We start from the raw sequence: 11,820 nt of genomic DNA, 5'->3' as shown, positions 1-11,820 counted from the left end.
TTACGAAACTAGCCCCTCATGATTTAATTGGTTAGACAGTAACGCCTATGTTTATAGTTTTTACTTCTAAGTATTTTATTTAAATGAATTTGTTAAAATATAACATGACTGATTTATTTAGCATCCAATACTCAACTTCTTTCATTCTTCCCTTTTAATTTGCTCTATGGGAGAAAAATAAAGGGGGGGTTAAACAATGATGAAAGAAGTCTACTATTTCAACACATGATGAAGTCCAAAAAATTAACCTCTCTAGGATGAGAGGTTATTTTCAAACTATTCATCATCCATATGCTGAATAATCGCTTGTGCAAATTCAGAACAACGCAATAGTGTTGCGCCTTGCATGAGTCGTTCAAAATCATAGGTTACGGTTTTTGCAGCAATTGCAGCAGAAATCCCTTTGATAATTAAATCCGCAGCTTCTGTCCAACCCATATCACGTAACATCATTTCAGCCGAAAGAATAATCGAACCCGGATTGACTTTATCCTGACCTGCATATTTCGGCGCTGTGCCATGCGTTGCTTCATAAACCGCAACAGCTCCGCCAATATTTGCACCTGGCGCAATTCCAATCCCACCCACTTCAGCAGCTAAGGCATCGGAAATATAATCGCCATTTAGATTTAAGGTTGCAATCACAGAATAATCGCTAGGACGTAACAAAATTTGTTGCAGAAAAGCATCAGCTATCACGTCTTTAATAATAATGTCTTTGCCAGTTTTAGGATTTTTAATTTTTACCCAAGGTCCGCCATCAATGAGTTCACCACCAAAGCGCTCAATGGCAAGTTCATAGCCCCATTCTTTAAATGCACCTTCGGTATATTTCATGATGTTGCCTTTGTGTACCAAAGTGACATTTGGTTTATCATGATCAATCGCAAACTGAATCGCTTTGCGCACGAGACGCTGTGTACCTTCTTTAGATACAGGTTTAACCCCAATACCACAACTTTCAGGGAAACGAATTTTGGTCACGCCCATTTCTTCTTCAAGAAACTTAATTATTTTTTTGGCTTCAGGCGAGTCAGTTTTCCATTCAATCCCTGCATAGATATCTTCTGAATTTTCACGAAAGATCACCATATTGGTGTGTTCGGGATGTTGAACAGGACTCGGAACCCCTTTAAACCAGCGAACAGGTCGAATACAGACATACAAATCCAATTCCTGACGCAAAGCAACATTCAGTGAGCGAATACCGCCCCCTACAGGTGTCGTGAGTGGACCTTTGATAGAAACGACATATTCACGTAATGCTTCAAAAGTTTCTTCGGGCATATACGTGCCATAAATAGTATTTGCTTTCTCGCCGCAGTATACTTCCATCCATTCGATTGAACGCTTGCCACCATACGCTTTTAGCACAGCAGCATCTACCACTGCCTTCATAGCTGGTGTAATATCCACACCAATACCGTCACCCTCAATGAAAGGAATGATTGGATGGTTTGGAACATTAAGTGATAAGTCTGCATTGACTGTGATTTTGTCACCATCCGCTGGAACCACGATCTTTTGATAACCCATTGTCTAGGTTCTCCCTTTTTAAACTGGCGAATCACGTGTGCCACTGAGGACATACGTTAAAGTTTATTTTTTAATCGCTAATAGTCTAATCCAAAACAGGTTTTTTTGAGATTTTAAGGTTGAATAACTACATTTCTCCATTAAATAAAAACCTTTTATTAACGGTGATGACCAATAACCAAAGTAGTTTATTGATATGAAAATTGTTGTTTTTAACAAGCCTTATGATGTCTTATCCCAGTTTCGGGAAGATACTGCGCATTTAACTGTTTCAAGTTTTATTCATGATCCTGAATTACGTATTGCAGGACGTTTGGATTTAGATTCAGAAGGATTGATGTTTTTAACTGATCATGGCGGTTTAAATCAGTTCATTACTCATCCAAGTAATAAAAAATATAAAACCTATCTGGTTCAGGTGGATGGAGATATCACTGAAGAAGCGTTGCAACAATTACGTAAAGGCGTAGAGCTGGCTGATGGTCTCACCTTACCTGCCACTGCGATTAAAGTTTCAGAGCCAGATTGGCTTTGGGAACGTAACCCGCCTGTACGCTTTCGTGCCAATATTCCTACCTCTTGGGTTGAAATTTCAATTTGTGAAGGGCGCAATCGTCAGGTACGTCGTATGACGGCTACTGTTGGTTTTCCAACTTTACGCTTGATTCGGACAAAAATTGGTTCGATTGATTTGGTTCGACTAGGTCTTCAACCCGGCGAACAAACTGAGATTGAACCACTACTTTATCCTGACTTTAAGGATGTGCCAGAGGATAAACCTTATCGTTCGCGCTCTTATGTTAAAAAACCCGGCGGCACAGGCGGTAAACCGATGCAGCATAAGCACAAAGAAGGTGATAAAAAAGATCCGAATAAGAAAAAGTCAGGAACTAAGCGTATCTGGCAAATGGATGAAAATGAGAAACCACGTCGCAAGACCAATGGCACCACTCGTCCAAATACCAAAGCGCCGCGTGGTCGTAACCGTAATGGTCGTTGAGATTTAAGTATTTTTAAAGCCCATAAGTGGGCTTTAAAATTTAGTGGAGTTTGAAAATATGCTTAAAAATATACGATTTAAAATAATCAGATTACTCATTTCAACTTATTTACCATTTCTACTTATCTCAATTTTTTTACTAATAAATCTACTGTACATCTGGTTTGGGAACTTCTTAATAAAAATAGAAAATCAAAATAATATCTCTCTTATCACATCATTATTAGGTAGCGCAGCCACAGTATTCGCAGCAATAACAGCTGCTGTGTTAGTTCTTAACTGGAAAACACAACATAATCTATCTTTGATCTCACGATTAATTAATGATATATGGGATTTACATGGACAGTTTACATCTAAAATCTATGTTCTAACCTATACATTTTCAATAGAAACAAAAGAGTCAGAATATAAAGTTACGTATGCAGAGCTTATAGAAACAGCAGTTCCGTTACGCTCAAAAACACAACAACTTCAAATTTTACTTGAAGGGCAATTTGATGAGAAAAATTGGGAGCTTATACAAAAATATTTAAACTATCTAGAAATGTTTTATCCTTGGTCTGCCTTAGAATTTCTAGAGTTTAAGGATGATCGATACGATTTTCATAATGAATTCCAATATGCGCACTCCGCTTTAATGAATGTTTGTAGAAAATACATTTCTCTAGAATAAAAAACCGATGCTTTTGCATCGGTTTATTTCACAATATGGGTAAAATAACCCGTATTATTTTGACTTAAATCGTTTCTAGCGCGGCATTCAATGTCGAACTTGGACGCATTACTGCTTCCACTTTCGCTGGATCAACCGCATAGTAACCACCGATATCAGCAGGTTTACCTTGAACTGCTGCGAGCTCTGCAACGATCTTATCTTCATTGTCAGCCAAAGCTTTCGCAAGTGGTGCAAACTTGGCTTTTAACTCAGCATCTTCATCTTGAGCAGCAAGTGCTTGAGCCCAGTACAATGCTAAATAGAAGTGGCTACCACGGTTATCAATCTCGCCAGTACGACGTGATGGAGACTTATCGTTGTCCAGTAATTTACCCGTTGCTTGATCTAAAGTTTTAGCCAGTAACTTGGCACGCTCGTTATTTTCCTTAATGCCTAACTCTTCAAGAGAAACAGCAAGGGCAAGGAACTCACCTAAAGAATCCCAACGCAAGTGATTTTCTTCAACCAACTGCTGTACATGTTTTGGTGCTGAACCACCCGCACCCGTTTCGTACATACCACCGCCCGCCATTAACGGAACGATAGACAACATTTTCGCAGAAGTACCGAGTTCCATAATTGGGAATAGGTCTGTTAAGTAATCACGCAAGATGTTACCCGTAACAGAAATCGTATCCAAACCACGTGCCACACGTTCAAGCGTGTAACGCATTGCACGGACTTGCGACATAATCTCGATATCAAGTCCAGTCGTGTCATGATCTTTTAAGTATTTTTCAACTTTTTTGATCAATTCATTTTCGTGTGGACGGTATGGGTCAAGCCAGAAAATAGCAGGCATACCCGAGTTACGCGCACGAGTAACAGCAAGTTTTACCCAATCACGAATCGGTGCATCTTTAACCTGACACATGCGCCAGATATCGCCTTCTTCAACATTTTGAGACAGTAAAACTTCACCTGTTTCAAGGTCAGTAATATTGGCAACACCCGCTTCAGGAATTTCAAAGGTTTTATCGTGAGAACCGTACTCTTCCGCTTTTTGTGCCATCAAACCTACGTTTGGCACTGTACCCATGGTACGTGGGTCGAAGTTACCATGCCATTTACAGAAATTAATCATTTCCTGATAAATACGCGCGAAAGTTGATTCTGGCATCACCGCTTTAGCATCATACTGCTTACCATCTGCACCCCACATTTTTCCACCCGCACGAATCATGGCAGGCATAGAAGCATCAACAATGATATCGTTTGGTGAATGGAAGTTGGTAATGCCTTTGGCTGAGTCTACCATTGCTAATGCAGGACGGTGTTCCTGACATGCATGTAAATCTTCAATAATTTCTTCACGCAATGAGGTCGGCAAAGTTTCGATTTTTTCGTAAAGACCTGCCATACCGTTATTGACGTTAATACCTAATTCGTCAAATAACTTACCGTGTTTTTCAAATGCGTCTTTATAATAAATTTTGACACAGTGACCAAATACGATCGGGTGTGACACCTTCATCATGGTCGCTTTCACGTGTAATGAGAATAAAATGCCCGCTTCACGACAATCTTCAAGTTGTTTCTCATAAAAGTCGCAAAGTGCTTTTTTGCTCATAAACATAGAGTCAATGATTTCACCATCAAGCAAAGCGACTTCAGGTTTAAGTACAATGCTTTGACCGCTTTTGGTGATTAATTCCATTTTCACTTTACGCGCACGGTCCAGTGTCAATGATTTTTCACCATGATAGAAGTCGCCTTCTTCCATATGTGAAACATGCGTTTGAGACCATTGCTTCCATTCGCTCATTGAATGAGGATGTTTTTTTGCGTAGTTTTTTACCGCAGCAGGCGCACGACGGTCGGAGTTACCTTCACGTAATACAGGATTTACCGCAGAACCTAGACACTTGCTATAACGTGCTTTGATCGCTTTTTCTTCGTCAGCGGTTGGGTTTTCAGGATAATCAGGAATTGCGTAACCTTTTGACTGCAACTCTTTAATACATGCAGTTAATTGACCCACTGAAGCACTAATATTTGGTAACTTGATAATGTTGGTATCTGGATCTTGGGTAAGACGACCAAGTTCTGCAAGATTGTTAGGTACTTTCTGCTCATCTTTTAAATATTCAGAGAACTCTGCGAGTACGCGTGCAGACACAGAGATATCGCTTTTGTCGATCTCAATGCCAGCTGGCTTGGTAAAAGTCTCAATGATTGGAAGCAGTGAGTAGGTCGCTAAAAGTGGCGCCTCATCGGTCAGTGTGTAAATGATTGTTGACTTTCCACCAGCCATATATATCTCCTGCTTTGGATTGCGTTGCGAGGAATGAGCTTGTGACCCTCTCCTACGAACCGATTTGCTTAAATAAAACCCTGAGAGTATCGACTCTCATTGCATTTCAGTCAACGTAATATCTAGTGATAACGACATTTCGCCAGAAAATAGTAAAAGTAAATCTTCTCAGCAATATTCGTTAAATTTATTATTTTTTTCGTTTAAATAAACCGTTGTACCTCAATACAGGTCTTACATGAGGCCAAATCCCTGTATTTCAATGAAGATGGCCTTATTTTTTTCAGTTAATTTTACATATTTTCTATCAAAATGAGATAAATAAATCGATAAAATAAAATTCTTTGTTATTTCTATGAGAAAAACTGTGTATAAAACAACACTTTTTGCACTCAGCCTGAGCGCTTCGAGTCTGGTATTTGCTCAAAATCCACTGAGTGTACATGTACTTAATCTTGAAAATGGTTTGCCATCTGCTGATGTCAATGTTGTTCTTGAAGCTCAACAAGGTGAAAAGTGGGTGCAAATCAATCAGGGTAAAACCGATGAAAATGGACGTATCACTGCACTTTATCCAGATGAAAAAACTTTAGCTAAAGGAACTTATCGGGTGACATTCAAAACTGGGGATTGGTTTCGAGAACATAATCAACGTTCATTTTTTCCTGAAGTGCCCGTTGTATTTGTGATTGATGGAGCTGTTGATCATTATCATATTCCACTCTTAATCAGCCCTTATGGCTATTCAACCTATCGTGGAAATTAATGTCTAGTAATATGAAATAGCTGATGATGATTTGAGTGGGTGCACTCTTTTACCTATTAAAATGGAGAGATTGTTACCCACTTCATTTACAAGTTTCAGTGATACATTTGATCTAAATCGATAAAACTGCTGAAATTTACATCTCATTGATTTAATTTTAAACGCTTAATCTTATTTTATTGTTTTTATCATTAAAATCGTTTGACACCCTCCTCAAATCACCCTACTATACGCCCACCTCTGAAACGTCCCTATCGTCTAGAGGCCTAGGACATCGCCCTTTCACGGCGGTAACCGGGGTTCGAATCCCCGTAGGGACGCCAATTTCAGATACAGCCTCATATAAGTCCCTATCGTCTAGAGGCCTAGGACATCGCCCTTTCACGGCGGTAACCGGGGTTCGAATCCCCGTAGGGACGCCAAATTCCAAAAAAGCCACTGCATAATGCGAGTGGCTTTTTTATTTCTATCAAATCGATCATGAGGAAATAGAGATTCTGACGAATCCCTATTTCCATTCAATATATTTATGCAGACTTGCGTGAATTCACCTGACCTTTAATCACAGCCTTGATATTACCCTTCGCATAATTCAAAAATACAAGAAGCGGCGATAGTTTCGGATTTGGCTTTTTGCCTTTTCCAATACTTCTAAATTGCGCCGCATACCAAATAATTTCCATAATCGCCATTTTATCGACAAATGGTAATCCTGTTTTAATTGGTTTGACTGCATATTTGACATCCTGCCCTGCAATCAAACGATTTGCTAAGTCCGTTTCAACTGCAAATGGACGTGCAATACCAATAAAATCACAAGCACCACTTTGCAAAGCGGCATTCATGCCTGCCACTGTACGAAAACCACCCGTAACCATCAGCTTACATGTAACTTGTTGACGAATTTTTTCTGCAAAGTCTAAAAAGTAGGCTTCTCGCGCAATGGTGCTGGCTTTACGTTTTTCTGATTTCGCACCTGCCATCGCAGGGGCTTCATAGGTTCCGCCAGAGATTTCAATTAAATCGATTCCAACGACATCAATGGCTTTAAATACTGTAATTACATCTTCTTCAGTAATGCCACCGCGTTGAAAGTCAGCCGAATTAAGTTTAACTGAAATGATAAAGTTTTCTGAAGTCGCTTTACGTACTGCTTTATAAATCTCAAGCAGGAAGCGCATACGATTTTCAATCGAACCGCCCCATTGATCCTGACGTTTATTGGTCAATGGCGATAAAAACTGACTAATCAAATAACCATGTGCACCGTGTAGCTGTACACCCTCGAAACCCGCTTTTTCACAAATACTTGCGGCTTTCGCAAAACGCTGAATAATATCCAGGATCTCATCTTGTCGAAGCTCACGAGGCGTTCCAAACATGGTAGCAAGCATAGGACTAAATGGCACAGCAGAAGGCGCCACCGTTTCTTTATTTAATCCTTTCGGACACTGACGCCCCGGATGAGATAACTGGATTAACTGCACCATTCCGTACTGCTTGCCAATATCTGCCCATTTTTTTAGTTCAACCAGATCACGCTCACTTTCAGCGACAACAACGCCAGGCTCATTTTTAGCACGAATATCGACCATCACATTGCCTGTAATGGCACAACCCAGCCCTCCTTTCGCCCATGCTTCATAAAGCCCAAGATGTAGTTGATTCGGCTGTCCTGCATCATTTGCCAATGCTTCACTCATCGCTCCCTTAATTAAGCGATTTTTAAATGTGGTATTTCTGATTTGAATTGAATCGGCAATCTGTGTCATGTTTTTCTCTTTTAAAAAATCGGAGTTATTCTTCCAATTTGAATTAAAAATTGAAGTTAAAGTCATCCTGTATTTGCAAATTGACAATACCACATGTCAATTATATGCAAAAGTTTAATATTGGCTTGCAGCAATGAGCTGACGGGTATATTCAGATTGCGGTTTTAAAAAAAGTTGCTCAGTATCTTGATATTCAATAACTTTTGCATGTCGCAATACCAAAACTTTCTGACATAAAGCGCGGACGACTTGTAAGTCATGACTAATAAACAAATAGCTCAACTGCTGTTGTTGCTGTAAGCGTCGCAATAACTGGACGATTGAACGCTGTGTCGTACGATCCAATGCCGATGTAGGCTCATCCAAGATAATCAACTTAGGCTTCAAAATTAATGCGCGTGCCAAAGCAATACGTTGCCTTTGTCCACCAGATAACTCATGAGGATAACGCTGTTTAAATTCAATCGGCAATTCCACTTTCAATAGTGCATCGTCAATCAAATCATCCATTTCATCTGCTTTAATGTGTTTGAGAACGAGTCCCTCACCAATAATTTGTGCCACCGTCATGCGTGGATTTAAACTGCTAAATGGGTCCTGAAATACAATTTGAAAATCTGTGCGTAACGGGCGAAGTTGATTTTCTTTTAAATGATTTAAGTCTTTGCCCAATAAAATGATTTTCCCATCGCACTCAATCAAGCGAGTTACTGCCAGTGCAAGTGTGGTTTTACCCGAACCACTTTCCCCTACAATCCCAATCGACTCGCCCTGAGAAAGGGTTAAATCCATCGGTTCTAATGCAACCACATAATCCTTAACTCGATTGAGTAACCCTTGTTTAATTGGAAATTTGACCTCAAGCTGTTGCAGCTCAAGTAATGGCTGCCCAGACTGGAGTTTTAATGCATGACCGAAATCATGATTGAGCAAATGTTGGGTATAACTGGTTTTGGGATGATTAAAAACATCATTGACCTGCCCTTGCTCCTCGACACCACCTTTGTTCATGACAATGACTTGGTCTGCATAGCGTTTGACCAGATTTAAATCGTGACTAATCAAAATCATGGCCATATTGCGTTTTTGCTGCAACGTTTTAAGCAGATTTAAAATCTGTGCCTGCAACGTGACATCTAGTGCAGTGGTGGGTTCGTCAGCAATTAAAATCTCAGGCTCTTGCGCCAACGCCATCGCAATCATGACCCGTTGACGCTGACCACCCGATAATTCATGAGGATAACGTCTCAGCTTAGTTTCAGGCTCAGGGATTCCAACATCATGCAACAATTCCAGTACGCGGCTTCGAACTTGCTGCTTTGACCATCCTTTTAGCAGCAATGTTTCACCGACGATTTTTTCCACCCGATGTAATGGATTTAATGCCGTCATCGGTTCCTGAAAAATCATGGCAATTTTTTGACCGCGAATCTGTCGATACTGCGCTTGATTGAGGTGCAATAGATCTTGACCTTCAAATAAAGCTTGACCCGTTATTTTTAAATGCTGAGGTAATAAGCCTAATAACGCCAGACTACTGATGGATTTACCTGAACCACTTTCTCCCACGATTGCTAGGGTTTCACCCTGTTTCAGTTCAAAATCCAGTTGTTGAACCAATACTTGACCCGTTTCATTTTCAATATGTAAGCCACTTACTTTCAGGCAAGTCATTTGCTGCATTTGATTATTGTCGTCTTGGATCGAATGCATCACGCGTCGCCTCCCCAACATAGATAAGAAGAGATAACACCACAGCCAAACTAAAAAAACCTGAGAGTGCTAACCACGGCGCGGTTAAATTATTTTTACCTTGTAATAATAATTCACCCAATGAAGCAGCATCAGGTGGTAAGCCATAGCCCAAAAAGTCCAGTGCGGTGAGTGCCGTAATATTGGCGGTGAGCATAAAAGGAAGCTGCGATAAACTCGAACTCATGGCATTGGGTAAAATATGCCGAAACATAATGGTTCGGTCTTTTACCCCTAAAGCACGCGCGGCACGGACATAATCAAAATTTCTTGCTCGTAAAAACTCTGCCCGAACCAGTCCAACCAGTGCTGGCCAGCCAAACAACAGCATAATCAGAAACAACCAATACACACTTGGGGTAAACATACTGACCAAAATCATGACCATAAACAGCATAGGTAAACCACCCCATACCTCAAGAATGCGTTGGCCAATCAGATCAATCCATCCACCATAGTAGCCTTGTATCGCGCCAACTATGATTCCGATCACTGCGGCAAAAAAAGTTAACGCAAAACCAAAGATTAAAGATACACGTAAGCCATAAAGAATCCGTGCCAATACATCGCGCCCCTGATCATCTGTTCCGAGCCAGTTTTGCTGGCTTGGTGGTGAAGGTACAGGCACTGCTAAATCCAAATTTGGAGTTTGATAAGAAAATGGAATTAACGGCCATACTGCCCACCCCTTATCATCAATTAATTTTTGAACTGCTGGATCTTTATAATCTGCCTCGGTTTCAAACACACCGCCAAAGGTCGTTTCAGGGTAGGATTTCATCACTGGAAAATAATAAGACTGATCGTATTTGACTAAAATCGGTTTATCATTGGCTATAAACTCTGCACCCAACGACAAAATAAAAATCAATACGAACAGAATGAAACAAGTAAAACCCAGCCGATTGTGTTTAAAACGTTTAAAACGCGCCTGCATCATTGGGGACATTATTTTGCTCCCCGTGATTCAAAATTAATTCGTGGATCGATCACCTGATACAACACATCACTGATCAACCTCAAAACCAAACCAAGCAAGGTAAATAAAAATAAAGTACCAAAAATCACAGGATAATCACGTTGGGTAATTGCCTCAAAGCCGAGTAAGCCCACGCCATCCAGATTAAAAATAATTTCAATAAACAAGTTGCCGACAAAGAAAATGCCAATGAGGGCTTCGGGTAAACCTGCAATCACAATCAGCATAGCATTACGGAAAACATGACCATAAAGCACCCTATTTTCGCTTAATCCTTTTGAACGTGCTGCCAGTACATATTGTTTATTCAGTTCTTCCATAAAAGAATATTTGGTCAAATAAGTTAAGCCTGCAAAACCGCCCAACACCATCGTCAACAAAGGCAAGGTCATATGCCAAAAGTAGTCTTTAACTTGCTCAAAAAAGCTAAGTTGATGAAAATTCTCAGAGACTAAACCCTGTAATGGGAACCAGTGAAAATATGAACCGCCTGCAAAAAATACAATCAGTAATACACCAAATACAAAAGTCGGCACAGCATAGCCAACAGCCAGCAGGATCGATGTTGCTTTATCAAAAAATAAACCATGTTGTTTAGCTTTACGAATCCCAAGGGGGATCGATACTAAATAAATCAACAAAGTACTCCAGAGCCCCAGCGAAATGGTTACTGGCATTTTTTCATATAACAGTTGGGTAACGGGTTTATCCTTAAAAAAACTGGTGCCGAAATCTAAGGTCAAATAACCTTTTAACATCAACCAAAAGCGTTCAGGCGCAGATTTATCGAAACCATATTGGGCTTTTATCTGCTCAATCATTTCAGGGCTTAAACCTCTAGCTCCCTGATAAGATCGATCAGATGAGATACTGACTGTTTCACCGCCACCACTTTGATTGATCCCCTGAAAATTTTCAGCCTGATGAATTGCCTGCTCAACAGGGCCACCTGGCGCAATTTGAACCACTAAAAAATTAATCAGTAAAATCAGAAATAAGGTCGGAACAATGAGTAAAAGTCGCTTAATAATATAGGTGCCCAT

The 11,820-nt window shown here is 40.2% G+C and carries 9 protein-coding genes and 2 tRNA genes; 5 read left to right on the top strand and 6 right to left on the bottom strand.

What is annotated here, in order from left to right; translation table 11 throughout:
• Nucleotides 1–276: 276 nt before the first annotated feature.
• Nucleotides 277–1,536, bottom strand: a complete 1,260-nt coding sequence (gene icd, locus EGS47_RS12940) for an NADP-dependent isocitrate dehydrogenase (protein WP_005005009.1) — start codon at nucleotides 1,534–1,536, stop codon at nucleotides 277–279.
• A gap of 196 nt (nucleotides 1,537–1,732) precedes the next feature.
• On the opposite strand from icd, the gene EGS47_RS12935 reads away from it, so the two are divergent.
• Together EGS47_RS12935 and EGS47_RS12930 are read left to right on the top strand one after the other, a co-directional pair.
• Complete coding sequence (locus EGS47_RS12935) at nucleotides 1,733–2,536, top strand: rRNA large subunit pseudouridine synthase E (RefSeq protein ID WP_119686216.1); 804 nt, start codon at nucleotides 1,733–1,735, stop codon at nucleotides 2,534–2,536.
• 58 nt (nucleotides 2,537–2,594) lie between these two features.
• Nucleotides 2,595–3,212 (top strand): hypothetical protein, encoded by a 618-nt coding sequence (locus EGS47_RS12930; RefSeq protein ID WP_005005012.1) that lies wholly within the window; start codon nucleotides 2,595–2,597, stop codon nucleotides 3,210–3,212.
• Nucleotides 3,213–3,276: 64 nt separating this feature from the next.
• Here the strand turns inward: EGS47_RS12930 and EGS47_RS12925 are convergent, their stop codons facing one another.
• Complete coding sequence (locus EGS47_RS12925) at nucleotides 3,277–5,508, bottom strand: NADP-dependent isocitrate dehydrogenase (RefSeq protein WP_005005014.1); 2,232 nt, start codon at nucleotides 5,506–5,508, stop codon at nucleotides 3,277–3,279.
• A 355-nt stretch (nucleotides 5,509–5,863) separates the two neighbouring features.
• On the opposite strand from EGS47_RS12925, the gene uraH reads away from it, so the two are divergent.
• The 3 genes from uraH (at nucleotide 5,864) to EGS47_RS12910 (ending at nucleotide 6,696) form a co-directional block, all read left to right on the top strand.
• Nucleotides 5,864–6,274 (top strand): hydroxyisourate hydrolase, encoded by a 411-nt coding sequence (uraH, locus tag EGS47_RS12920; protein WP_004987069.1) that lies wholly within the window; start codon nucleotides 5,864–5,866, stop codon nucleotides 6,272–6,274.
• A 247-nt stretch (nucleotides 6,275–6,521) separates the two neighbouring features.
• Nucleotides 6,522–6,597 (top strand) — tRNA-Glu (locus EGS47_RS12915).
• A 23-nt stretch (nucleotides 6,598–6,620) separates the two neighbouring features.
• A tRNA-Glu gene (locus EGS47_RS12910) sits at nucleotides 6,621–6,696 on the top strand.
• 105 nt (nucleotides 6,697–6,801) lie between these two features.
• Here EGS47_RS12910 and EGS47_RS12905 read toward each other — a convergent pair.
• The 4 genes from EGS47_RS12905 to yejB all read right to left on the bottom strand — a co-directional run bounded on the left by EGS47_RS12905 (nucleotide 6,802) and on the right by yejB (nucleotide 11,820).
• Nucleotides 6,802–8,046: an NADH:flavin oxidoreductase/NADH oxidase family protein gene (locus EGS47_RS12905; protein WP_005005021.1), complete on the bottom strand. Its 1,245-nt coding sequence runs from the start codon at nucleotides 8,044–8,046 to the stop codon at nucleotides 6,802–6,804.
• Nucleotides 8,047–8,160: 114 nt separating this feature from the next.
• The gene (locus EGS47_RS12900) at nucleotides 8,161–9,759 is read right to left on the bottom strand and encodes an ABC transporter ATP-binding protein (protein WP_005005026.1); all 1,599 of its coding nucleotides are present in this window, start codon (nucleotides 9,757–9,759) and stop codon (nucleotides 8,161–8,163) included.
• A complete protein-coding gene (locus EGS47_RS12895) occupies nucleotides 9,734–10,747 on the bottom strand; it encodes an ABC transporter permease (protein WP_005005027.1) in 1,014 nt (337 codons plus the stop codon). Before EGS47_RS12895 ends, EGS47_RS12900 begins: the two co-directional genes overlap by 26 nt.
• Nucleotides 10,747–11,820, bottom strand: coding sequence for a microcin C ABC transporter permease YejB (gene yejB / locus EGS47_RS12890; protein ID WP_005005028.1), 1,074 nt, complete (start codon nucleotides 11,818–11,820; stop codon nucleotides 10,747–10,749). Before yejB ends, EGS47_RS12895 begins: the two co-directional genes overlap by 1 nt.

This window comes from Acinetobacter sp. FDAARGOS_515 (genome assembly GCF_003938865.1).
GTDB lineage: Bacteria > Pseudomonadota > Gammaproteobacteria > Pseudomonadales > Moraxellaceae > Acinetobacter > Acinetobacter ursingii.
The sequence above is the reverse complement of the archived record's forward strand: the minus strand, read 5'-3'. Positions and strand labels throughout refer to the sequence as shown.

Bases quoted from the DNA above. Each gene is read 5' to 3' on its own strand.
- icd (WP_005005009.1), bottom strand. From the start codon at position 1,536: ATGGGTTATCAAAAGATCGTGGTTCCAGCGGATGGTGACAAAATCACA.
- EGS47_RS12935 (WP_119686216.1), top strand. From the start codon at position 1,733: ATGAAAATTGTTGTTTTTAACAAGCCTTATGATGTCTTATCCCAGTTT.
- EGS47_RS12930 (WP_005005012.1), top strand. From the start codon at position 2,595: ATGCTTAAAAATATACGATTTAAAATAATCAGATTACTCATTTCAACT.
- EGS47_RS12925 (WP_005005014.1), bottom strand. From the start codon at position 5,508: ATGGCTGGTGGAAAGTCAACAATCATTTACACACTGACCGATGAGGCG.
- uraH (WP_004987069.1), top strand. From the start codon at position 5,864: ATGAGAAAAACTGTGTATAAAACAACACTTTTTGCACTCAGCCTGAGC.
- EGS47_RS12905 (WP_005005021.1), bottom strand. From the start codon at position 8,046: ATGACACAGATTGCCGATTCAATTCAAATCAGAAATACCACATTTAAA.
- EGS47_RS12900 (WP_005005026.1), bottom strand. From the start codon at position 9,759: ATGCATTCGATCCAAGACGACAATAATCAAATGCAGCAAATGACTTGC.
- EGS47_RS12895 (WP_005005027.1), bottom strand. From the start codon at position 10,747: ATGTCCCCAATGATGCAGGCGCGTTTTAAACGTTTTAAACACAATCGG.
- yejB (WP_005005028.1), bottom strand. From the start codon at position 11,820: ATGGGCACCTATATTATTAAGCGACTTTTACTCATTGTTCCGACCTTA.